The sequence below is a fragment of the Sorangium sp. So ce119 genome (assembly GCF_051524405.1).
GTDB lineage: Bacteria > Myxococcota_A > Polyangia > Polyangiales > Polyangiaceae > Sorangium > Sorangium cellulosum_G.
Window position 1 is genome coordinate 8,921,542 of the sequence record NZ_CP150310.1, and the last position, 26,051, is coordinate 8,947,592.

The 26,051-nt window shown below is 68.8% G+C and carries 5 protein-coding genes; 2 read left to right on the plus strand and 3 right to left on the minus strand.

Annotation, left to right across the window (positions count from 1 at the left end; translation table 11 throughout):
• Positions 1-1,130 precede the first annotated feature (1,130 nt).
• Entirely contained in the window at positions 1,131-18,998 is a 17,868-nt protein-coding gene (locus tag WME76_RS33705; protein ID WP_437956333.1) for a protein kinase domain-containing protein, read from the plus strand.
• A 57-nt stretch (positions 18,999-19,055) separates the two neighbouring features.
• Here the strand turns inward: WME76_RS33705 and WME76_RS33710 are convergent, their stop codons facing one another.
• On the minus strand, positions 19,056-20,345 hold the full coding sequence (locus tag WME76_RS33710; protein ID WP_437956334.1) for an NTP/NDP exchange transporter: 1,290 nt from the start codon (positions 20,343-20,345) through the stop codon (positions 19,056-19,058).
• A 313-nt stretch (positions 20,346-20,658) separates the two neighbouring features.
• Here WME76_RS33710 and WME76_RS33715 point away from each other — a divergent pair, with 313 nt between their 5' ends.
• A complete protein-coding gene (locus WME76_RS33715) occupies positions 20,659-21,918 on the plus strand; it encodes a metallophosphoesterase family protein (RefSeq protein ID WP_433929482.1) in 1,260 nt (419 codons plus the stop codon).
• 24 nt (positions 21,919-21,942) lie between these two features.
• Here WME76_RS33715 and WME76_RS33720 read toward each other — a convergent pair whose 3' ends face one another.
• A complete protein-coding gene (locus WME76_RS33720) occupies positions 21,943-24,015 on the minus strand; it encodes an amylo-alpha-1,6-glucosidase (RefSeq protein WP_437956335.1) in 2,073 nt (690 codons plus the stop codon).
• Entirely contained in the window at positions 24,005-25,951 is a 1,947-nt protein-coding gene (gene treZ, locus WME76_RS33725; protein ID WP_437956336.1) for a malto-oligosyltrehalose trehalohydrolase, read from the minus strand. The genes WME76_RS33720 and treZ overlap by 11 nt, the downstream gene beginning before the upstream one ends.
• Positions 25,952-26,051: the final 100 nt, after the last annotated feature.

Here is a 26,051-nt window from a genome sequence, read left to right on the forward strand (position 1 = left end):
CCTCCAACAACAGCGGCATTCCCCAGGGCTCCACGCCACGACCCAACCCGACCCCTCAGAGCCTCGGCAATACTCCCACCCAGCCTCAGGCCACCCAGACCCCGGCCAGGCCTCAGTCCGCTCCCGCCGACAACGGCGGCATTCCCCAGGGCTCCACGCGGCCCGCAACCCCATCATCACAGCTCCCGGGTAATGGTTCCCAGGGGAACACCAGCGCGACGACGCAGGGAAGCACGCCCCCCAAGCCCGGAGAGACGTCACCCAAGGCCCCTCCGAAGGACGCCGCCCCCAAGGACGGCTCCTCGGCTCAGACCTCTCCCAAGCCCGCCGAGACGTCACCCAAGGCCCCTCCGAAGGACGCCGCCCCCAAGGACGGCTCCTCGGCTCAGACCTCTCCCAAGCCCGCCGAGACGTCACCCAAGGCCCCTCCGAAGGACGCCGCCCCCAAGGACGGCTCTTCAGCTCAGACCTCACCCAAGCCCGGAGAGACGTCCCCCAAGGCCCCTCCGAAGGACGCCGCCAAGGACGGCTCCTCAGCTCAGACCTCTCCCAAGCCCGGAGAGACGTCGCCCAAGGCCCCTCCGAAGGACGCCGCCCCCAAGGACGGCTCCTCGGCTCAGACCTCTCCCAAGCCCGCCGAGACGTCCCCAAAGGCCCCTCCGAAGGAGGCCGCCGTCAAGGACGGCTCCTCGGCTCAGACCTCTCCCAAGCCCGGCGACGCGTCCCCAAAGGCCCCCCCGAAGGACGCCGCCCCCAAGGACGGCTCCTCGGCTCAGACCTCTCCCAAGCCGGGCGACGCGTCCCCAAAGGCCCCTCCGAAGGACGCCGCCCCCAAGGACGGCTCCTCGGCTCAGACCTCACCCAAGCCCGGTGAAACGTCCCCAAAGACCCCTCCGAAGGAGGCCGCCGCCAAGGACGGCTCCTCAGCTCAGACCTCACCCAAGGCGGGCGAGACCGGCGGGAAGAGCACCCCCACGCAAAAGCCCGCCTCCGCCGCGCAGGGCACGCCCACCAGCCCCTCGGACTCGAAGTCATCGCCCGCGGGGCAGGGCTCCCGGCAGCCGGGGCGTGGAGGCCCGGGACGGCAGCCGGGAAGCTCGTCCACGACTGCACCACCGCAGGACGGCGAGGTGACGTGGATCGCGGACAAGGCCGTCACGAAGAGCGACTGGCGGACTTCCACGGGCAGAGGGATGCGCAAAAAGGCGAAGCGAGCCATCCCGAAGCTCGCCGGCCCGCTGACCCAAGGCAACTTCCCCACCCACCCCGTGGACGCGAAGAAGCAGATCGGGAAGCGCTTCCCCAAGGGAGAGCTGTTCAGCGATGCCGAGTGGAACGCCTTCAAGGAGCTCTCCTCGACCCCCGAGGGACAGACCTGGCTCAACGCCTCGGGCATGCTCACGCACGACCAGATCGAGCAGTACCTCTCGAACGACAACGCCGAGAAGTTCCGCGGCTTCCACCTGCTCCACAAGCCGAGCAAGGTCGTCCTGGCGAGCTACGTCTCGCGCCAGACGCAAGGCGGCGAGGACGGCAAGCGCTTCGAGGGCACGCCTCCTTTGGCGGTGGCCCTGTCCATGGAGGCGAGGCACACGACCAACCCGGCGAGGAGGGACGAGCTCAAGAAGCAGATCGACCAGCTCATCGCCAACGAATGGGCCAAGACGCTCGAGTATACCGAGCCCAACGACGACGCGGACACGGCCATGAACCACGGCGCCGTGCTGGCGCCGAAGACCCTCAAGGACAGCTTGACGTTCACAGAGCCCAGGCCGCTCTCGAGGGACGAGGCCCTCGAACGGCACCGGCAGTCGATCGAGGTGCTCAAGAACATCTTCCACGTGCTCCAGGCCGGCGCCGAGATCTACGACGCCGGCTCGAAGACCCATGTCCCGCTCGAGGGCGTGCCGGTCGCGAAGCTCCTGTCGCACGGCGGCCGCGTCAACATCCGGGTCCCCCAGAGCAAGCTGCCCTACGCGCTGACAGAGTTCCTCGGCATCACCGACAGCAACGGCAAACCCAAGGCCGGCGTGTTCAAGCGCGACTTCGGGACGCACCACATGTCGCTCCGCAAGGGGAAGTTCAAGGAGCAGGGCGGGCAGTACGCCGCGATCAGGTCCAAGCTGGACGACACGGAGCTCTACGGCATCAACCTCGCCATCGGGGGCTTCGGTCTCAAGGACTTCAACGGCGACATCATCCTGAACGACGGCGCCCACGGGCACATCTTCATCGGCTACCGCCCGCCCAGGCCGGACAGGCACGGCGCGCTCCAGATCGGCATCGAGACCACCGGACCAGGCGCGCCCAGCACCGTCGGCTACGTCCACAACTGGCGCTCCACCGAGAAGACAGCCAACCCCATCTCCAGCGTCGGCGGCCTCAAGCAGGACAAGATCGGCGACGAGAAGGGCAAGAACGCCCGCACCGTCGACCTGCGCAAGTTCGGGGACGACTGGAAAGGACCCCTCGAGGACCGAGCGGACCAGTTCGCGCACGACGTAAAGGAAAACCCGACAGAGGCGATCAAGAACCTCGTCGGCCCGCGCGAAATCCCGCCGCAGGACACCCTGGATACCGCGCCGCTCGCCGCCGACGAGCCGTCCGATGAGTCGTCCGACGGATCGCCCGATGGGTCGTCTGACGAGTCGGACGACGCGTCGGATCGGTCCGAGCGAGGTTCGCGGCGCGGCGATCGCCGCGATCCGCCGGGTGACACCGCGTCCGACCCGAAGCGAGGCGCCAAGGACCCCGGGCAGGGCTCGGATCAGCGGACGCGAGGGGCCGAGCAAGCCCCCAAGGGCAACGAGCCCAGCGAGACGCTCGGTGAAGCGCCGCAGCAGATGACGGCCAGGACGCCGGAGGCCTCGAGTCCTCGCCCGGAAGCTGGGACGACGCAAAGCGCTCCAGGGAAGGCGCCGGAGAGACCTGGCCAGCCCCGGCCGGAGACGACCGCACAGCGCTCCGCGACCCCGGTGACGGCCATCACCACGGGAATGCAGGCGCCGGTCGGGCCGCCCGCGCCCACCAGACCGGGGTGGCTCGGCAAGAAGCTCGGCACCGGTGGACACGGGTTCGCCGGGATGGTCTCCAACAAGGGCGCCGCCGACCGCGAGCAGGCGCTGGCGGACCAGTACGAGCTGCAGATCGGACCGGACGACGACGGCGCCGACGACACGCACTTCTCGCACAAGATGCTCGACCATATCGAGAAGGCCCTCGGTGATCTGCCGCCCGAGCACATCACTGGCAGCCCGACGCTGCGGGCGATCATCCGCGACATCTCCTCGGAGGAAGCGGCGAGCGCGTACGACGAGCTCACCGACACCATCAATATCGTCAATCCCCCGAAGGTACCCACCTTCATCTACAGCCGTCTCAACCGGCGCTGGAACATCCAGCGAAAGCAGATGGATCGCGGCGCCCTGGGGGACTACAAGGGCGTCGACAAGGAGCAGGACAGGGCGCTCGGCATCACCGAAAAGCGCCACGTCATGGGCGGCGTGTCCGACGTGCTCGCCAATGGCAGCCTGGTCAAGTGGACGATGCGCCACGAGGTCGCCCACTCCATCGACAAGCTGGTCGACTGGAGGAGCCTCGCCGGGGAAGACCGGTTCGGCGGCTGGAGGGTGCACTCCGACACGCGGGATTTCGAGGATGTCACGCGCGCCATCTTCGAGAAGGCGGGCATCACCGACGACGAGGCGAACAACGAGACCGGCGGCGTCTCCCTGATCCAGACCTTCGCCTCCTTCCTCCATGCGCCCTCGCGGCGCGCGGACATGAAGCCCCTGGAGGAGTTTCCCGCCGACGCCGCCTCCGGGAACCCAGCCCTGAAGGACAAGCTCGAAAAGGCCGTCCGCACCGTCAAGATCGCCATGGCCCAGCCCTGGACGCTGGACGACGGCGGCGCGTCGGAGCTGGAAGTCGACGGCCGTATCTATCACGTCGACCAGTACAACAACTGGGTCAGCTACCGCCAGGACGCCCGCAACAACGCCGTCTCCAACTACCAGTTCTCCACGCCCGCGGAGTGGTTCGCCGAGACCTACGCGTCCTACTACGACCCCAACCCCGCGCCGAAGGCGCGACTGACCCAGGCGGTGCGCGACTTCTTCGAGAACGAGCTCGCGAACCTGGTCGACCAGGGGCGGGACAGATGGGAACGCATCAACGAGAACACCCGGAATGCCGAGCTGGGCACCGGGACCCAGCCGCCGCAGCCGCCCGCGGGGAGCTCAGCGAACCCCGGCGCAGCGAGCTCCAGCGCCGTCACCGCGGGCTTTTCCCCGGACATCACGCCCGGAGATCGTCCCAGCGGTTCGCGCTCGGCGAGCCCGCCTCGCGACGCGAACGGTGATCCCCAGCAGAGCCCGCCGCGCGAGGCGACGCGCGCCCCGCAGGACGGCGCTCCCCAGGAGACCGGCGGCACCCACGAGAGCCTGGGCAACACCCAGGCCGCCTTGCAGGCGCTCATCGACGCCAGCAAGACCTGGTCTCATCGGGCCACCCCTGCGAACAGGCGGGAAGCCAAGAACCTCCTCGGCGACATCCTGCGCTCTCAGGGCGTGGACAGGTCGCTCGTCGACAGGCTCGCAGAGCTCATCGACGACCCCGACTCCCTCTCCCAGCACGAGTTCGCCATCTGCGCGCTGCAAAGCGTGCTCCGCACGCAGCTCACGTCCGACCTGTCCGGGTTCGCGCGCGTGGTCGCGGCCGAGTTCACCGGCAAGCTCTTCGATCGCGATGGCAAGCAGATCGCCGACTTCTCGCTCGACAACCAGGGCGAACATCGCGCGACGACGAGCCCCCAGGCGATCGACGATCCCATCCAGAGCGTCATCCGCGGCGAGCTCCCGCTGAAGGACGCCCCCATCGGCAACAAGCTGCTCCAGAACGGCGTCAAGAAGGCCGGGGCCAGGCGCGCCGACCTCGAAAACAAGGGGCGCGCGTGGTCCGACAAGCACGTCCTCGATTACCTGCTCGCCCGGGGCCTCGGCAAGATGCTGAGCAAGCTCGCCCCCGAGCAGTACAAGGCCGACGCCGAGTACACCACCGGCGTCGTCCCCGGTTATCTCGACAAGACGACCCCGAGGGCCAAGGGCGCGACCGGCCCGTCCAAGAAGCACGGTGATCTGCTGCTCTCGGCCAATTCGCTGGTGACGCTCTTCACCGACATCCTCGGCGGCGACGCCCAGACCATGATCGCCGGCGACAATCACGACGTCGACCGCATCAACGACGTGCTCGCGAGGCCCGAGCAGGCGCCCTTCGCCCTGGCCACGTTCCTCGACGGCAAGGGGCTCGTCGAGCGCGCGGCGGAGTTCGCGAAGAATCCCACGACGGCCAGGCCGTTCGACACGGCGGCCACGAGCGACACGTCCAGCGCGCACCAGGTCGTCATCAATGGCAAGATCACCGAGGACGGCGAGCATTATGTCGTCCCGTTGCACACCTGGCAGCAGAGCTTCTCCATCAAGGTGAAGAAGGATCTGTTGCCGTCGCTCTTCCCGGTCTTCACGTACGGAACCTACCTCCCGTCGCAAGCGCCGGCTGCCAACGACCCCGCCCGGAGCCAGCCGCCGAAGGACAATGCGTTGACCCAGCTCACCACGGGGGGCGACGACGCGCTCGGCACCGGGGGACGCGGGCTCGGCGGGCTGTTCGCCAACAAGGGCGCCGCCGAGCGCGAGCAGGCGCTGGCGGACCAGTACGCGCTGCAGGTCGGACCGGACGACGGGACCGGCGGCAAGCACTTCTCGCACAAGATGCTCGACCGCATCGAGAAGGTGCTCGGTGAGCTGCCGCCGGATCACGTCACCGGCAATCCGACGCTGCGGGGCATCATCCGCGACATCTCCTCGGAGCGATCGGCCAGCGAGTACGACGAGCTCACCGACACCATCAACATCGTCAATCCCAAGCTCAAGAACATCGAGGTCCCCAGCTGGCTGTACAGCCGGCTCAACCGGGGCGTGAGCTGGCAGCGATACCTCATGGATCGCGGCGCCAAGGCGGACTACGACGGCATCAGCAAGGAGCAGGACAAGGCGCTCGGTATCACGGGACGCCGCAAGGTCATGGGCGGCGTGTCCGACGTGCTCGCCCATGGCAACCTGGTCAAGTGGACGATGCGCCACGAGGTCGCCCACTCCATCGACAAGCTGGTCGACTGGAGGAGCCTCGCCGGGGAAGATCGGTTCGGCGGCTGGAGGGTGCACTCCGACACGCGGGATTTCGAGGACGTCGCTCGCGCCATCCTCGCCAAGGCGGGCATCACCGGCGATGAGGCGAACCGCGAGACCGACGGCGTCTCCCTGATCCAGACCTTCGCTTCGTTCCTCCATGCGCCCTCGCGGCGCGAGGACATGACTCCCCTGGAGGAGTTTCCCGCCGACGCCGCCTCCGAGAACCCGGACCTGAAGGACAAGCTCGAAAAGGCCGTCCGCGCCGTCAAGATCGCCATGGCCCAGCCCTGGACGCTGGTCGACGGCGGCGCGTCGGAGCTGGAAGTCGACGGCCGCATCTACCACGTCGACCAGTACGACAACTGGGTCAGCTACCGCCAGGACGCCCGCAACAACGCCGTCTCCAACTACCAGTTCTCCACGCCCGCGGAGTGGTTCGCGGAGACCTACGCGTCCTACTACGACCCCGACCCCGCGCCGAAGGCGCGACTGACCCAGGCGGTGCGCGACTTCTTCGAGAACGAGCTCCCGGACCTGGTCACCAGCGGGCGGGAGAGATGGCAACGCATCAACGAGAACACCCGGAACGCCGAGCAGAGCGCCGGGACCCAGCCGCCGACGGGGAGCGCAGCGAGCGCCATCACCAGCGGCTACAACCCTGCCGCGAGCAACGACCCGGGCCAGCACGGGGAGACGTCGCGGGACGACGCGCCTCGAGTTTCACCCCAGGAGGCCCCGGCGGAGCGGCTGGCCGGGCACGACCCCGCGTCGGACAGCAGGGGTGAGACGGCCGATCCGCAAGCGCAAGCCGACGAGATCCAGGAAGAGCCGGAGCCGCCGTCGGAGAGAGCGCCGGACCCGGCGACGTCTACCCCCGTCGAGGAGGTGACCTGGATCGTCGACAAGGCCGTCAAGAACACCATCTGGCGCACCGACACCGGCCCCCTCAGCCGCGACAGGGCCAAGCACGGTCTCTTCGCGATCCAGGGCCCGCTGAGCGCCAGCGGCTTCCCCCCCGACCCCACGACCGCCAAGGAGCGGCTCGACGGACGCTTCCCCAGGGGACCGCTGCTCAGCGACGCAGAGTGGAGCGCCTTCGAGCAGCTCTCCTCCACCCCCCAGGGGCAGAGCTGGCTCAACGCCTCCGGCATGCTCACCCACGAGCAGGTCGAGAAGTACCTGTCGGACGACCGAAGCATCAACCCCGAGCAGTTCCGCGGCTTCCACAAGCTCCACAATGCGAGCAAGGTCATCCTCGCCAGCTACGTCTCGCGGCAGATGAAGGGCGGCGAAGCCGGCAAGCGCTTCGAGGGCACCCCGCCCGCGGCGTTGGCCCTGTCCATGGAGGCCAGGCACACGACCGATCCGGCCAGGCGAGATGAGCTCAAGAGGCTCATCGACCAGGGTATCGTCGAGGAATGGTCGAAGACCCTCGAGTACACAGAGCCCAACGACGCGGCGACCACGGCCATCAACAAGGGCGCCGTGCTCGCTCCCAAGACGCTCCTCAATTCCCTGACCTTCACCGAGGGCAAGAAGCTCTCGAAGGACGAGGTCGTCAAGCGGCACGGGCAGTCGCTCACGGTGCTCAAGAACATCTTCCACCTGCTCCAGGCAGGCGCCGAGATCTACGACGGCGCCGCCAAGAGCCATGTCCCGCTCCAGGACGTGCCCGTCGCCAAGCTCCTGTCCCACGGCGGCCGCGTCAACGTCCAGATCCCCGCGGGCACCGCTCCGTACGCGCTCACCGAGCACCTCGGCATCACCGACAGCAAGGGCAATCCCATGCCCGGCGTGTTCAAGCGCCTCGTCGGCACCCACCACGTCTCGTTCGCAGATGGCAAGTTCAAGGAGCAGGGCGGCCAGCTCGCCGCCCTCAAGACCAAGTTCGATGACACCGAGCTCTACGGCATCAACCTCGCCGTCGGCGGCCTCGGACTCAAGGACTTCAACGGCGACGTCATCCTGCCCGACGGCGCCCACGGTCACATGTTCATCGGCTACCGCCCGCCCAAGCCGGGCAGGCCCGGCGCGCTCCAGATCGGCATGGAGACCACCGGCCCCGGGGCGCCCAGCACCGTCGGCTACGTCCACAACTGGCGCTCCACCGAGAAGACAGCCAACCCCATCTCCAGCGTCGGCGGCCTCAAGCAGGACAAGATCGGCGACGAGAGCACCAAGAACGCCCGCACCGTCGACCTCGGCAAGCTCGGGAGCGACTGGGCCAAGACCCTCAAGGATCGCGCCGACAGGTTCGAGCAAGAGCTGAAGCAACGAGGCAAAGACGCGCTCACCGAGCTCCTCGGCCCGCGCACCCAGCCGCCGCAAGAGCTCCAGGACAAGACGAGCGGGTTCTTCGCCACCGCGCCCCAGACAGGCGCCCCCGCCAGCGGGACGCCGGGCGACAGCGGCCAACGGGTCCATGACCAGCTCTCGGACTTCATCAACGGGCAGCCCGAGATACGCGCGTACATCCCGCATGCGCCGGGGTTTGGACATCAGTCCTCCACGGTCAACCTGATCCGGAGGATCGCCGATCAGTTCAAGTACCCGGGCACCGTCCGCGTCATCTACGAGGACGCGGGCACGGGCGAGACCCTGAAGCAGCGCGCGGCCGTCCAGCAGAAGCAGGCGAGAGGCGAGCCGCTCGACAAGACGGAGAGGAGCGTCCTCGGCGACAAGACCATCGAGGAGAAGCTCGCGATCCTGGTCCCGGGGTTCGACGCCAGCCCGGGCGCAGGCGAGCAGACGGTGACGATCGGTACGACCCAGGTCGTCTTCACGCCCGAGTCGCAGGCGAAGCAGCTTCCGCCCGCCCGGTTCGGGTTCGGGTTCACGGGCGGCTACGACCCGGGCGACAACCTCGCCGAGCGGCTGAGCAGCGACCGCGTCCTCAGGCTCCAGCCCTACGGCTGGAAGCTCCCGCGGGGGATCTGGACGGCTCTCAGCGACGAGGATCGAGGAAGGCTCGCCGAGATCGAGAGCAAGCTGAACGACAAGAAGACGCTCCCCAGCCAGAAGAGCAAGCTCAGGACGGCTCGGACGGCGTTGCTGAAAGAGCTGCGAGAGAAGCACTTCAAGCCGATGCCGTCGCTGGACGGGAAGGCGCACACCTGGGCCGTCGCAGACGAGGAGACGTTCGAGAACGCCCTGCCGGAGCTCGGCGCGAAGGCGGAGCTGGTCAAGCACATCATGAGCGAGATCGACCGGGACAAGCCCGTGATCTCGCTCTACGGGCTCGGGCACCCCGAGAAGGCGCAGAGCTCCCCGGCGTCCCATGAGCTGTTCAACGTCATCGCCGGCGTGGCGAGGGCGCAGCAGCAGAGCCCCGACAAGTTCCCCGAGGGCGCGGCCCTCGTGGTGACAGCGAACCTCGACGAGCCCCACTACCAGGATCTCGATGCCCTGATCCACGATCCGCTCGGCGAGGGCCGCCGCGTGCTCACGGACAGCAAGGGCGGCGATCGGTGGGATGACGGGAAGGTCGGCGCGTTCGCCGGCGTCGTGAAGGAGCTCGGCCTCGAGGAGCGCTTCCGCCGCATCACCGTCGACGACACCGAGGAGAGCGTCAAGGGCGCGATCGAGGCGATGTCGGGCATGGGAAAGGACCAGATTCTGCTCCTCCAGCTCGGCGGGTCTCCGCCCGCCGTCTTCGAGGTCCTGTTCTCCCACACGAACATGATGGGCGTGCTGGAAGGCCCCAACACCGCCAACGTGATGATGAGCCAGGGCAAGCCCTTCGTGAAGGGCGGCGGCGGGGCCACGAGGGAGCAGGTGAGCGCCCCGGAGCTCGCTGACAAGGGCGCGTTCGCGGACGAGCGCGCGCTCATCGACAACGTCAGCGAGACGCTCAGCGGCAATCTCTCGAGCTGGCTGCCCGGCGGCGCGAGCCCCGGGCTCCAGCGCAAGGACGCGGACATCGCGGACTACCTCGTCTCGCTGCGCGACGAGGACTCGCCGCTCCGCCAGTACCACGAGCGCGTGAGAGATGAGTACACCTCCCCCGAGCGCGACGCCTTCGCCGAGGGGATGCTGGAGCTCATCAAGGATGTCCGGGCGAGCGCGCCGTCCGGGAGCGAGGCCCCGGGCGGCCCCGCGACGATGTGGGGCGCGCCGCTCGCCGCGGGCTCGACGGGCGCTCGGGATCCGGCGCCCAGCGCGGAGAGCGCCCCCCCGAGGGCCGACGGCTCCGTCGTCGCGCAGACCACGCCGGACGACCCCGCGGCGCAAGGCTCTCAGGCGCCTGCCGGATCGCCGGCCCCGTCGCTCGCCGAGCTGACCGACAAGGGGATGAAGCGCGGGCTGCGGGGGAGCGCCCTCGACGACTACACGCGCCACGCGCTCGCGACCGGCGATCCGGACCCGAACAGCTACCTCACGTCGCTTGTCGACGACATCGAGGGGATGCCCTCCGGGTTCAAGGAGAGGGCCAAGGAGCTGATCGAGCACCCCGAGCGGATCGAGCAGCAGGACTTCGCCTTCTGCGGGCTCACGGCCATCGCCGAGGCGGCCCTGCACAACAACCCCATGAAGGCGATCGACGTCTTCAGGTCGCTGTTCGACGCGACGCCCTTCCCGCTGGAGTCCGGCGGAGCCATCGGCGTCACGCCCAGCCCGGAGGAGGTGGCCCGGGGCAAGGACCCGAAGCGCAACGTGCTGCTCGGCGGCAGGGTCAAGCAGATCGAGAGCATGTCCAGGCACACGGGCAAGGACTACGGCGACAAGCGGCTCGATATCATGCTCGCTCGTGCCCTGCCGAAGCTCTGGAAGAGCCGATCGAACGACAAGTACGAGGCCTGGCGCGAGGACGTCGAGCGGAAGTTCGACAAGGGCTTCGCCCAGGGGAGAGACCAGCTCCAGGGAGGCGGCGCGCGCCTGAAGCGCGGCGACTTCCCGATGAGCGAGGAGGCCTACACCGGCATCCTCGAGGATGTCTTCGACGCGTCGGCGGTCAACGTCATGTCCGCTCCGAAAGGCGGCTACGACATCGACGCGATCAACGCCCTGCTCAACGACGACGCCAGCGCGCCGTTCGTGCACGGCATCGTCCTCGCCGGGCCGGTGAACGCCGCCGCGAACGGGGGCACATGGGACCCGTCCAGGGGCGACGGCGGGCTGCACCAGGTCAGGATCGCCGGTCCTATCGAGACGATCAGGACCCCCGACGGAGCGGACGGCTACGTCGTTCCGCTCTCGACCTACGGGAAGGTCATCCGGCTCCCGGTGCCCAGAGACAGGATGGGCGAGTACTTCCCGCACATCCTCACCGGCAACTGGCACCGGCCGCAGACGTCTCCAGCCGTGGAGTCGCCCTCGCAGGTCGCTCCCACGAGCCAGGATCCCACGGTGGGCAAGAGCGGGTTCATGGTCGCCGCGCCCGCGAGCGACGGAACGACGTCTGAAGAAGGACAGCACGCCCCCGCGTCCAGCCGCGAGCAGCGGCAGGCCGCAGCGCCACAGCCCTCTCCGCTCGTGCTCGCGCTGAAGGGCAAAGACATCCCGAGAGCCATGCAGCTGGCACAGCAGCTGCTCGCGGCGACGGGCAACGGCACGGCGGAGCTGGCTCCGGACGCGCAGACGCAGCTGGCGCACGGGTTCTTCGTGGGCCCCATGCCGGCGCCGGGGCCGTCGGCGCCGCCGGGCTACGGCGCGCTGTTCGAGCAGGTCAAGAACCTCTCTCATGAGCTCGTGCAGAGCGGGCTCGGCGACGAGCGCACGCGGAGAACGTTGAGCTCGGTGGAGATGGAGCTCCTGCAGCACGCCGAGCAGTCGGACCTTGCCCCGGCGGAGATCAAGGCCAGGGCCATGGGCGCGCTGTCGACCGCCACCCCCGTGCAGAGCGCGGAAGCGGAAGACGACCAGCCCATCAGCACGAGGCAGGCCTTCATCGACGAGTTCATCGATGGGACGCAACAGGCTCGCCTGCAGGACGACGGCATGACGTCCCGGGTGGCGGACGCGGCGCAGTCCGGGCCCGTGCGCATCTCCGACAGCGGCGTGAGGCCGGTCAGGGCAGGCAAGCTGCCGCTCGAGAACTACACGCTGCAAAAGATCATCGGAAAGGGCATCTCGGGCAACGTGGCATTGGCCGAGCACCAGAGCCAGGGAGAGACGAAGAAGGTCGTCGTCAAGAAGATCAAGCTGGAGGCGGGCAAGGAGAGAGAGCAGCTCGACAACATCCTCCGGGAGTCCGCGATCCAGATGTACCTCATGGACCAGGGCGACGAGCCCGTGGTCGTCAAGCTCCAGAAGGCGCTCGTCGCCAAGGACTCCATCTACATCGTGCTCGAGCCTGCCGAGGGCTCTCTCGAGAGCCACCTGCAGAAGAATCCGCCGAGCCGCACGCAGCTCATCAGCATCTTCCACGACCTCGCGGGGAGCTATGCAGTGATGCACAAGGCGGGCATCCTGCACAAGGACATCAAGGCCGACAACGTCCTGGTCAAGGACGGCAAATACCCCATCTCCGATTTCGGGCTGAGCAAGCGCATCGACGGGGTCCAGCAGCGCATCATCGAGGACACGAAGCGCTTCGGGCAGATGATCCTGGAGCACACCGAGGCGCTGGCGCGCGGTCAGCTCTCGGCGCGCGACCTGAAGACGCTGGATTCGTTGAAGAGCGACATGGGGTTCTTCAGCCCGACCAAGGTCGCCGCCTACGAGAAGCCGGAGGACCCGAGCACGGTCGACCAGCTCGTGGACATCGTTCGTCAGCTCTACAGCGATGGGCCGGCGGCCCCCAAGGATGCCGGCTTCATGGACGTCATTCAGGACCAGCTCTGGGACGTCCGCACGCGCTCGCTCATGGACGAGCTGAGCGACGCGGCACCCACCCGGAACTGGTTCACCACGGCGCCCGCAGCGACGGGCGAAACGCGGGCCGAGACGTCCGCTGTCTCGCACGATGCGACGGACGAGAGCGCTCAGCAGGGGGAGGCCCTCGCGCTGTCGGCGTCTGAAGGCGGACAGCAAGACCGCGCGTCCAGCGGCGAGCAGCCCGCAGCGTCACAGCCGTCGCCGCTCGTGCTCGCCCTGAAGGGCAGAGACATCCCGAGGGCGATGGATCTGGCGCAGCAGCTCCTCGCGTCGGAGGAAGACGGCACAGCGGAGCAGGCTTCAGCCGCGCAAACACAGCTGGCGCACGGGTTCTTCGTGGGCCCCATGCCGACGCCGGGGCCGTCGGCGCCGCCGGGCTACGACGCGCTGTTCGAGCAGGTGAAGACTCTCTCCTATGAGCTCGTGCAGAGCGGGCTCGGCGACGAGCGCGCGCAGAGAGCGTTGAGCTCGGTGGAGATGGAGCTCCTGCAGCACGCCGAGCAGTCGGACCTTGCCCCGGCGGAGATCAAGGCCAGGGCCATGGGCGCGCTGTCGGCCGCCACCCCCGTGCAGAGCGCGGATGCGGCAGCGGAAGACGACGAGCCCATCAGCACGAGGCAGGCCTTCATCGACGAGTTCATCGATGGGACGCAGCAGGCTCGCCTGCAGGAAGGCGGCATGACGTCCCGGGTGGCCGATGCAGCGCAGTCCGGCCCCGTGCGCATCTCCGACGGCGGCGTCAGGCCGGTCAAGGCGGGCAAGCTGCCGCTCGAGAACTACACGCTGCAGAAGATCATCGGAAAAGGCGTCTCCGGCAACGTGGCGCTGGCCGAGCACCAGAGCCAGGGAGAGACGAAGAAGGTCGTCGTCAAGAAGATCAGGCTGGAGCCGGGCAAGGAGCGAGAGCAGGTCGACAACATCCTCCGCGAGTCCGCGATCCAGATGTACCTCATGGACCGGGGCGACGAGCCCGTGGTCGTCAAGCTCCAGAAGGCGCTCGTCGCCAAGGACTCCATCTACATCGTGCTCGAGCCTGCCGATGGGTCTCTGGAGAGCCACCTGCAGAAGGATCCGCCGAGCCGCACACAGCTCATCAGCATCTTCCACGATCTGGCAGGAAGCTATGCAGAGATGCACAAGGCGGGCATCCTGCACAAGGACATCAAGGCCGACAACGTCCTGGTCAAGGACGGCAAATACCTCATCTCCGATTTCGGGCTGAGCAAGCGCATCGACGGGGTCCAGCAACGCATCAACGAGGACGCGAAGCGCTTCGGGCTGATGATCCTGGAGCACACCGAGGCGCTGGCGCGCGGTCAACTCTCGGCCCGCGACCCGAAGGCGCGAGAGTTCTCGGCGCGCGACCTGAAGACGCTGGAGTCGTTGAAGAGCGACATGGGGTTCTTCAGCCCGACCAAGATCGCCGCCTACACGATGCCGCGCAACCCGAGCACGGTCGACCGGTTCGTGGACATCGTTCGTCAGCTCTACAGCGATGACCCGGCCGCCCCCAAGGATGCCCGCTTCATGGACCTCATTCAGGACCAGCTCTGGGACGTCCGCACCCGCTCGCTCATGGACGAGCTGAGCGACGTGGCACCCACCCGGAGCTGGTTCACCGGCAAGCAAGCGCGCGCCACGACGTCGGCCGAGACGGGCGATAACCCGGGCAGCGTCTATGCGCTCGGCTCGGACAAGGCGGTCCTGGACAACGCCAGGAACCTGGCCGGCAAAGAGGGGCACAGGCCGGTGTCGAGCGACCAGCTGGACGAGCTCGGCGCGAGCGACAAGCTCACCATCGTCGCACACGGCAGCACCGGCCGCTTCGGCGGCATGACGCCGGCAGAGCTCGCGGCGCACCTCAAGGAAAACGGCGCGAAGGCGCTCGGGACGCTGAGCCTCAAAGGGTGCGAGAGCGCGGACTTCGCGCGCGAGCTCATGGGCGAGCTCCAGAAGCAGGGGATCTTCGTCGAGCGAATCACGGGGCGCAACGATCTCGTGACCATCACCAAGGACGGGCGGACGCTCGTCAAGGACGGCTCGCAATGGGTGCATCAGGCGCCCGGTACCAAGGTGGAGGTCCGGTCAGGAGAGAACGACACCGTTTCGGTGAAGGACGCCTACGCCCATCATGATGACGCGAGCGCTGTCGAGGCGAGAAGCCGGGCCCTGCGCGAAGGGATCAACGCGGGGGCGTTGCCGGCGCTGCCGCAGCCCCACGGCGATCAGCAGCAGCCCGCAGCGCCACCGCCGTCGCCGCTCGTGGTCGCGTTGAAGGGCAAGGACATCCCGAGAGCCATGCAGCTGGCGCAGCAGCTGCTCGCGTCGGCGGGAGACGGCACAGCGGAGCTGGCGCCGGAAGCGCAGATACAGCTGGCGCATGGGTTCTTCGTGGGCCCCATGCCGACGCCGGGGCCGTCGGCGCCGCGGGGCTACGACGCGCTGTTCGAGCAGGTGAAGGACCTCTCCTATCAGCTCGTGCAGAGCGGGCTCGGCGACGAGCGCACGCAGAGAGCGTTGAGCCCGGTGGAGATGGAGCTCCTGCAGCATGCCGAGCAGTCGGACCTTGCCCCGGCGGAGATCAAGGCCAGGGCCATGGGCGCGCTGTCCACCGCCACCCCCGTGCACAGCGCGGAAGCGGAAGACGACGAGCCCATCAGCACGAGGCAGGCCTTCATCGACGAGTTCATCGATGGGACGCAACAGGCTCGCCTGCAGGACGGAGGGATAACGTCCCAGGTGGCCGATGCAGCGCAGTCCGGCCCCGTGCGCATCTCTGACAGCGGCGTGAGGCCGGTCAAGGCCGGCAAGCTGCCGCTCGAGAACTACACGCTGCAGAAGATCATCGGAAAAGGCATCTCGGGCAACGTCGCGCTGGCCGAGCACCAGAGCCAGGGACAGACCCAGAAGGTCGTCGTCAAGAAGATCAAGCTGGAGCCGGGCAAGGAGAGAGAGCAGGTCGACAACATCCTCCGCGAGTCCGCGATCCAGATGTACCTCATGGATCGAGACTCCGAGCCGGTGGTCGTCAAGCTCCAGAAGGCGCTCGTCGCCAAGGACTCCATCTACATCGTGCTCGAGCCTGCCGATGGGTCGCTGGAGAGCCACCTGCAGAAGGATCCGCCGAGCCGCACGCAGCTCATCAGCATCTTCCACGACCTCGCGGGGAGCTATGCAGAGATGCACAAGGCGGGCATCCTGCACAAGGATATCAAGGCGGATAACGTCCTGGTGAAGGACAAGAAGTACCTCATCTCCGATTTCGGATTGAGCAAGCGCATCGACGGGGATGGGCAGCGCATCGACGAGGACACGAGGCGCTTCGGGCAGATGATCCTGGAGCACACCGAGGCGCTGGCGCGCGGTCAGCTCTCGGCGCGTGACCTGAAGACGCTGGAGTCGTTGAAGAGCGACATGGGGTTCTTCAGCCTGACCAAGATCGACGCCTACACGATGCCGCGCGACCCGAGCACGGTCGACCAGCTCGTGGACATCGTTCGTCAGCTCTACAGCAAGGACCCGGCCGCCCCCAAGGATGCCGGCTTCATGAAGCGCATCCAGGACCAGCTCTGGGACGTCCGCACGCGCTCGCTGTTGGACGAGCTGAGCGACGCGGCACCCACCCGGAGCTGGTTCACCGGCAAGCAAGCGCGCGCCACGACGTCGGCCGAGACGGGCGATACCCCGGGCGGCGTCTATGCGCTCGGCTCGGACAAGGCGGTCCTGGACAACGCCAGGAACCTGGCCGGCAAAGAGGGGCACAGACCGGTGTCGAGCGACCAGCTGGGCGAGCTCGGCGCGAGCGACAAGCTCACCATCGTGGCACACGGCAGCACCGGCCGATTCGGGGGCATGACGCCGGCAGAGCTCGCGGCGCACCTCAAGGAAAACGGCGCGAAGGCGCTCGGGACGCTGAGCCTCAAAGGGTGCGAGAGCGCGGACTTCGCGCGCGAGCTCATGGGCGAGCTCCAGAAGAAGGGGATCTTCGTCGAGCGAATCACGGGGCGCAACGATCTCGTGACCATCACCAAGGATGGGCGGACGCTCGTCAAGGACGGCTCGCAATGGGTGCATCAGGCGCCCGGTACTAAGGTGGAGGTCCGGTCAGGAGAGAACGACACCGTTTCGGTGAAGGACGCCTACGCCCATCATGATGACGCGAGCGCTATCGAGGCGAGAAGCCGGGCCCTGCGCGAAGGGATCAACGCGGGGTCGTTGCCGGATTCGCCGCTTGAAGGCGGACAGCACGCCCCCGCGTCCAGCGGCGAGCAGCCCGCAGCGTCACAGCCGTCGCCGCTCGTGCTCGCCCTGAAGGGCAGAGACATCCCGAGGGCGATGGAGCTGGCGCAGCAGCTCCTCGCGTCGACGGAAGACGGCACAGCGGAGCAGGCTTCAGCCGCGCAGACAGCGCTGGCGCACGGGTTCTTCGTGGGCCCCATGCCGACGCCGGGGCCGTCGGCGCCGCGGGGCTACGACGCGCTCTTCGAGCAGGTGAAGAACCTCTCCTATGAGCTCGTGGAGAGCGGGCTCGGTGACGAGCGCACGCTGAGCGCGTTGAGCCCGATGCAGGTGGAGCTCCTGCAGCACGCCGAGCAATCGGACCGTGCCCCGGCCGCGATCAAGGCCAGGGCCATGGGCGCGCTGTCGGCCGCCACCCCCATGCAAAGCGCGGATGCGGCAGCGGAAGACGACGAGCCCATCAGCACGAGGCAGGCCTTCATCGACGAGTTCATCGATGGGACGCAACAGGATCGCCTGCAGGAAGGCGGCATAACGTCCCGGGTGGCCGATGCGGCGCAGTCCGGCCCCGTGCGCATCTCCGACGGCGGCGTGAGGCCGGTCAAGGCGGGCAAGCTGCCGCTCGAGAACTACACGCTGCAGAAGGTCATCGGAAAAGGCATCTCGGGCAACGTCGCGCTGGCCGAGCACCAGAGCCAGGGACAGACCCAGAAGGTCGTCGTCAAGAAGATCAAGCTGGAGCCGGGCAAGGAGAGAGAGCAGCTCGACAACATCCTCCGCGAGTCGGCGATCCAGATGTACCTCATGGATCAAGACTCCGAGCCGGTGGTCGTCAAGCTCCAGAAGGCGCTCGTCGCCAGGGATTCGATCTACATCGTGCTCGATCCCGCCGAGGGCTCTCTCGAGAGCCACCTGCAGAAGAACCCGCCGAGCCGGACGCAGCTCATCAGCATCTTCCACGACCTCGCGGGGAGCTATGCGGAGATGCACAGGGCGGGAATCCTGCACAAGGACATCAAGGCCGACAACGTCCTGGTCAAGGACGGGAAATACCTCGTCTCCGATTTCGGACTGAGCAAGCGCATCGACGGGGCGCAGCAGCGCATCAACGAGGACGCGAAGCGCTTCGGGCTGATGATCCTGGAGCACACCGAGGCGTTGGCCGGCGATCAGCTCTCGGCGCGCGACCGGAAGACGCTGGAGTCGTTGAAGAACGACCTGGGGATCGTCAGCCTGACCAAGATCGCCGCCTACGAGATGCCGCGCGACCCGAGCACGGTCGAGAAGCTCGTGGACATCGTCCGTCAGCTCTACAGCGACGGCGCCCGGGATGCCGACTTCATGAACCAGATCCAGGGCCAGCTCTGGGAGCTCCGCACGCGCTCGCTGATGGACGAGGTGAGCGATGCGGCCCCCACCCGGAGCTGGTTCGCCACGACGCCAGCACAGGCCACGACGCCGGTAGCGACGCGCGAAACGCCCCGCGAGGCGCCGGCCGCGCAACCGACCGACGCGCCGGCTGCCCTCGACGGCGACGTCCCCATCCCCCCGCCGATCGACGCCCTGGTGCGGACGCTGGTCGAGAAGAGCGGCGCCTGGTCCTCTCCGCGCACGCAGGCGGACAAGCGGGAGGCCATCGCGCTCGTCACCGAGCTCCTGCAGCAGCTCGGCATGGACGCGAAGGTCGTCGACAGGGGCGAGCAGGGCAAAGACGGGCCCGACGACGAGCACTCCGCCTGCACGTGCGTCCGCTAGCTCCCTCGGGGCTCCGCCCCGAACCCCGCGTCCGCTTCGCGGCCGCCCGGACCCGCGTCAGCGCCCCTCGCCGCGGGCGCGCTCCGCCTGCCGCCTCGCCAGGTAACGGCTCAGCAGGACCCACCCGCCCGCGACCGGCAGCATCATCAGCGACAGCCCCGCCGCCTTGACCCCGAGCGCCGACAGCCCCGAGAGCACCCACGCGCTCGCGGCGTCCCCGCCGCGGAACGCCACGGTGTCGATGAAGCTCTTCGCCTTGTACTTCTCCTCGCGCGCGACCACCGTGAACAGGATCTCCCGCGCCGGCCGGTCCACCGCGTAGTGGATCGCCCGCCGGAGCCCCTGGAACGCGGCGATCATCCAGATCGTGGGCTGCGCCGCGAGCGCCGCGAACCCGACGCCCGTGACCACAGGGACGACCGCGAGCGCGGCCCCGAGGCCCACCCGCGTCATGAGCCTCCCGGTCACGAGCACCTGCACGAGGATCGTGATCACGTTCACGGTGAGATCGATGGACGCGAACATCGCGGTCCGCCGCGCGGGATCCATCGATTGCGCGGAGACGATCCGCGCCTGCTCGAAGTAGAGCACCGTCGCGGTCACGGACAGGAAGAGCGTCTGCGCGCAGATCCCGAGCAGGTACGGCGACCGCAGGACGAGCGTCACCCCGCGGAGCGCGCCCCCGCCGATGCGATCCTCCGCCGCGCTCCCGCCGGGCCCCGGCGCCCCGTCGCCGAGCTGACCGGCGAGGCGGTTCAGCCGCCCCACGCAGAGCACGGCGAGCTCGAGAAGCGCCGCCGACAGGAGGAGGAGGTTCGCTGTCCCGATCTGCCTGGCCTGCGCGGCCGTGATGAACGAGCCGGCGAGCGCGCCGGCGCTGCCGCCGGCCGCGACGAAGCCGAAGAGGCGCTTGCCCTGCTCGCTGCGCCAGAGGTCCGCCATGAACCCCCAGAACACGGACACGGCGAACAGGTTGAAGACGCTCAGCCAGACATAGAAGACCTTGCCCACCTCCGCGCGCGGCGCGCCGAGCGAGAGCAGCCCGAAGAAGACGAGCAGGTTCGACGCAAAGAAGTGATAGACAATCGGGATGAAGCGCCGCCGCGGCAAGCGCGCCACGAGCGCTGAGAACGCGGGCACGGCCGCGAGCATCGTCGCGAAGACGGCGGTGAACAGCCAGGGCAGCCTGTCCATCCCGCCGGAGATGCCCATCTCCTCGCGCACGGGGCGCATGACGTAGTAGCTGAACAGGAGACAGAAGAAGTAAGCGAAGCTCCACAGCAGCGCTGCGGCCTCGCCGTCCTTCACCTCGCAGATCCGCCGGAGCAGCGCGGTCGCCGAGCTCAACGGGATACCGCTCTTCCCGGGGCGAGGCCGCGCGGGGCGGGCTCCGTGAGGCGAGGCGGCGGGCGCGGCATCGGCCGAACACTGCATGACAGCGCGCCGCGCATGTCAAGACGACCGCCGCCGGCGGGAGCCGGGGAGAGCGCGGGCTGCTCGACACGACGCCCGCCCTCCGGCTGGGCGAGCTCGGGTGGCGCTGCACGGAGCCGTCCCGCGCGCCCGAGCCCGGCGACGGCCAGCGAGACATCGACCACGGTACTCATCGGATGAGCAGCGCTCGCGGCGAGAAGCGGCTAAGCTCGGGCCGCGCCAGCCCATGAAGTTCGTCCACGCCGCCGACCTCCACATCGACAGCCCGCTCCGCGGGCTCGACCGTTACCCGGGCGCCCCCGTCGAGCAGATCCGCGGGGCCACCCGCCGCGCGCTCGAGAACCTCGTGAGCCTCTGCCTCACCGAGGAGGTCGACCTCCTGCTCCTCGCGGGCGACATCTACGACGGCGACTGGAAGGACTACAGCACGGGCCTGTTCTTCGCCTCGCAGCTCTCCCGCCTGCGCGCCGCCCGGGTGGAGGTCGTGCTCCTCTACGGCAACCACGACGCCGAGAGCAACATCACCCGTCACCTGGAGCTCCCCGAGAACGCCCGTCGGCTCGACCCCCGCCGCCCCGAGTCGGTCGTGTTCGACCGGCTCGGCGTCGCCGTCCACGGCCAGAGCTTCGCGACCAAGGCCGTCACCGACGATCTCGCGGCGGGCTACCCGGACGCGCACACCGGGCTCTTCAACATCGGCATGCTCCACACCTGCCTGGGCGGCCGCGAGGGCCACGACAACTACGCTCCTTGCAGCCTGAACACCCTGGTCGGCAAGCGATACGACTACTGGGCGCTCGGCCACGTGCACACCCGAGAGGTGCTCTCCGAGGACCCGTACATCGCCTTTCCCGGCAACCTCCAGGGCCGCCACGCCCGCGAGACCGGCGAGAAGGGCGCCCTCCTCGTCACGACGGACGAGGGCCGCATCACCTCCGTCGAGCACCGCGCCCTCGACGTCGTGCGCTGGTGCGCCTGCGAGGTCGATCTCTCCCCGGCCGCGAGCGCCGACGACATCGTGGATCTCACGCGGGAGCAGCTCGAGCAGCGCCTCGCCGAGGCGGACGGGCGCACGCTCGCCGCGCGGGTGATCCTGTGCGGCGCGACCCCCGCCCACGCCGCGCTGCGCGCCGATTTCGAGCGCTGGACGGGGCAGATCCGCGCGATCGCCAACGACCTCGGCGGCGGGCTCTGGATCGAGCGCGTGCTCTCCCGGACGCTCGCCCCGCTCGAGGTGGGCGCGCTCGAGGAGCGGGACGACGCCATCGGCCAGCTCACGCGGTCGCTGCGCGCGCTGCGCGAGGACGAGGCGAGCCTCTCCTCGCTGCTGCGCGAGTTCGCGAGCCTCAAGAACAAGCTCCCCGCCGAGGCGCGCGAGGGCGACGACGCGATCCGCCTCGACGACCCCGCGTTCCTGCGGGAGGCGCTCGACGACGTGGAGCACACGCTGATCTCGCGGCTGCTCGGCGCCGGCGAGTCGCCCTGATCGCCCCGCGATCGGGGACCCCGCTCAGCCCGCCGAGCGGGCCGTCCGGGCGTAGGCGCGCAGCACCTCGGCCACGCTCCACGCCTGGGCGACGCACCCGCGGGGCGTGAACGGCGGCTCCGCGTCGAAGATCTCGCTGATCGACCCGGCGCAGGCCTCGTCGAGGTGCGGCGGGAAGCCCGCGAGCAGGCTCCGCGCCCCCGCGAGATCGGCGGGATACACCTTCAGCCAGGCGTCGACGAACGGCCCCATGAGCCACCCCCACACGGTGCCCTGGTGATAGGCCAGGTCCCGCGCGCGGAGGTCGCCGAAATACTTGGGCTTGTAATCCGGGTGCCCCGGGGCGAGCGACCTGAGGCCAACGGGCGTCCACAGCCGCTCCTTGACCTGGTCGACGATCCCCCTCCAGCGGGCGGGATCGAGCACCGGGTTCGGCAGCGAGATCGAGAAGATCTGGTTGGGCCGGAAGGCGTCGTCCGTGCCCTGCTCACCGTCGATCAGATCGTGGAGATACCCCTTCTCCTCGTTCCAGAAGCGCTGGTTGAACGACGCCTTGGCTTTGTCAGCCGCCGCGCTGTAGCGCTGCGACGCGCCCTCGCCCTCCGACTCGCGCACCCAGCGCTCCATCAGGCGGAGGGCGTTGTACCAGAGCGCGTTGATCTCCACCGCCTTTCCCCGGCGGGGCGTGACCACGTAATCGCCGACCTTCGCGTCCATCCAGGTGAGCTGGTAGCCCTCCTCGCCCTGGCGGACGAGGCCGTCCTTCGGGTCGACGCCGATCCCGAAGCGCGTCCCGCGGGTGTGGTGCTCGACGATATCGGTCAGCGTGGGGAGGATGAGCCGGAGCGTCTCGCGATCGCCGGTGTACGTCAGGTACCGATCGAGCGCGTGGAAGAACCAGAGGGTCGCGTCGGCGGTGTGATAGAGCCCGTCGTTCTTGCCCTCCGGGAACATGTTGGGGATGAGCCCGTGCTTCACGTAATGGGCGAACGTGCGCAGGATATAGCCCGCCTCGGTGTGGCGCCCGGTGACGAGCGTCAGCCCCTCCAGGCTGATCATCGTGTCGCGGCCCCAGTCGGTGAACCAGTGGTAGCCCGCGATGACGGTGCGCACCTCGTCGCCGCCGGCCCGGGCGCGGGCGGCGTCCTCGACGCGGCCGGCGGGCGTGATGAGGAACTGGTCGGCGCCGAAGATGAGCTCCGCCGGCGGCCCGGAGCGGACCTCGGGCGCCGCGGCGAGCAGGAGCCGCGTCCGGCGCTTGCGCTCGGCGCGCTGCACCTCCTCCGTGGAGAGGGCGTTGATCGTCTCCCACGCCTCGGTGGAGGCGACCAGGGTCACGCTGCCCGAGACCGGGAGCTCGAGGCTGAATCGACCCGGGCTGTAGAACTCGCCGACCGCGTCGTATCCGCGGCTCTGCTCGATCCGGTAGCGCACGTTGCGCAGCCGGGCGCTCTCGATCCTGAACTCGGCGCGCGCGCCCTGGACCTGGAGCCGGAGCGGCGGGAGGTCGCTCGGCGAGGCGAGCTCGTAGCGGTCCTCCACCACGGTCAGCGCATAGGGCCCCGCCACCGGCCGATCGAGCGCGCCCTCGTGGGGGCGGAAGTTCACCCACGGCTGGAGCTCGATCCGCACCGGCCCTGCCCCCTCGAGGAGCGTGTACGTGACGTGGACCGTGTTCTGCCCGTGGGGCAGGAGCAGCCGCCGCTCGAAGACCATCCCCGCGCCCTCGTAGCGCCACACCGGCAGGCCGGCCTCGAGGCGGAACTCGGCGAGATCGATGACCTCCGCCGAGGTCGCGTCGAGCCACGGCTCCTGCCCGCCCACCTGGTACGCCTTGCCGTCCGAGGTGACGACGCGGATGCTCAGATCGCTGAGCATCATGGTGCGGCCGAGCGGCGCGGGAAGCGCGGAGATCAGCAGTCCATGGAACCGACGGGTCACCGCGCCGGAGATGGTGCCCGACGCATAACCGCCCAGGCCGTTCGTGACGAGCCACTCCCGCGTGAGCGGATCCGAGCCGTGCTCCGCGTCGTCGTGCGTGGCGGGGGCGGTGCCCCGGGACCAGACCATCATCCGGCAGATCTCGTCAGCGTACATTCTTCTTGGGCTCCTCAGGGCGAGGGTTGGCGCTCGTCTTCTCGGGCACCGGCTTCCCGACCACGGGGTGGAGGAGGATCGCCGCGTCCCCCGGGATGTGGACGCCATCCTCGGTGATGACAGGTGGACTGCCTTGCCCCCCGTAACGGGGGGATTCGCTGGACCACGACGTCTCCCAGCGGCGCCCCGGCGGCGGGGCGAAGAGCGGCTCCGGCAACGACCCTCGATGGATGTCCCGCCCGAAGTTGACGAGGAGCAGGCGGTCGTCGCCGTCGTCGCCGAAGTAGCGGAGGAGGAAGGCCTGATCCGAGAGGACCGCCCCGTCCACGCCGCGCGGGCGCTGGGCCGAGATCACGGGATCGCGCCGGCGCAGCGCGATGAGGTCCGCGTGGAGGGCATAGAGGCCGGCGTTGCGCTCGCGCTCGGAGAAATCGAGCTTGCAGCGCTCGAACGTCGCCGGGTCGGCCGGGTCGTCGAGGCGCGCGCGCACCTCGGGCGCGGCGCACGACGGAAACTGCGCCAGGAACTCCGCCCTGCCCTTGCGCACGAGCGGCGCGAGCTCCTTGTTGTGATCCGCGAAGAAGAGGAACGGCGCCGACGACCCGAACTCCTGCCCTTGAAAGAGCATGGGCGTCCCGGGGGCGAGGAGCAGGAGCGCCGACATCGCCCGGAATTTGCCCGCTCCCGTGAGGTGGCAGAGCCGCTCCCCCTTCGCGGTGTTGGCGACCTGATCGTGGTTCTCCAGGAAGAGGACGAAGCGGGCGGGATCCACGCCGAGCGCCGGCGTGCCGCGCCGCTGCTTCTGCCATTCATAGCGCTGCCCCTGGAAGAGGAACCCGTATTTCAGGGCGGAGATGAACTCCTGGGGCGAGCCCTCATGATCCGTGTAGTAGGCCTCGTTGTGGCCGGTGAGCGCCACCTTGGCGCTGTGGTGGAAGTCGTCGTTCCACATGGCGTCGAGCCCGTAGCCGCCCCGCTCGGCGTCGCGGATCAGCCACTCTTCCTGCGACTCGTTCTCGGCCACGATGAACGTCGCCTTGCCCCGCGCGGCCTCCCGGACGCGGCGCGAGATCGCGGCGAGAATGTGGTCCTTCGAGCCGTCGTAGATGTTCTGCGTCGCGTCGATCCGGAGCCCGTCGAGGTGGAACTCGTCGATCCAGTAGCCGGCGTTGGCGACGAAGTACTCCCTCACCGCCTCGGATCGCGGGCCGTCGAAGTTGATGGCGGCGCCCCAGTCCGTCTTGTGCCGATCGCTGAAGTAATCCTTGGAGAACTCGCCGAGGTAATTGCCGTCCGGGCCGAGGTGGTTGTAGACGACATCGAGGATCACGGCGATCCCGGCGCGGTGCGCCGCGTCGACGAAGCGGCGGAAATCGTCGGGGCTGCCGTAGAGGCGCGTCGGCGCGAAGAGGTTCACCCCGTCGTAACCCCAGTTGAAGCGGCCGGGGACCTCGTTGACCGGCAGCACCTCGATCAACGAGATGCCGATCCTGGCGAGCTCGGGCAGCTCGCGCGCGGCGGACTCCCAGGTGCCCTCCCGGGTGAAGGTGCCGATGTGCATCTCGTAGACGACTTGCCCCTTCAGCGGGGCGCCCCGGAAGCCGGCGTCGCTCCAGGCGAACGCGCCCGGGTCGACCACCTCGGAGGGCCCGTGCGGCCCTTCCGGCTGAGAGCGCGACGCGGGGTCGGGATAGAGCTTCTCGTCGTCGTCGAGCCGGAAGCGGTAGCGGGTGCCGCTCGCGGCGGCGGGCACCAGCCCCGAGAAGTAACCGCCCTCCTCGGCCCGCAGCGCGGCGGCCCCGCCGCTCCCGGGCCCTGCCTCGAGGACGACCTCAACCTTGCGCCGGGCGGGGGCCCAGACCCGGAAGTGCACCCCTTTGCCGGCGACCACCTCCGCGCCCACAGGCAACCGCCTCTCTGTCTTGATTTCCCGCATTGGGATGAATTCTAGATCCAACGCAGGTGACGTCCAGTACCCATGCGCCGGGTCGGCACACTACGGCTGCTGGTGCACGGTTGTCGACCGCGACGTGCCT

Excerpts from the sequence above, each read along its gene's own strand:
- WME76_RS33715 (WP_433929482.1), top strand. The coding sequence starts at position 20,659 with ATGAAGTTCGTCCACGCCGCCGACCTCCACATCGACAGCCCGCTCCGC.
- WME76_RS33720 (WP_437956335.1), bottom strand. The coding sequence starts at position 24,015 with ATGTACGCTGACGAGATCTGCCGGATGATGGTCTGGTCCCGGGGCACC.
- treZ (WP_437956336.1), bottom strand. The coding sequence starts at position 25,951 with ATGCGGGAAATCAAGACAGAGAGGCGGTTGCCTGTGGGCGCGGAGGTG.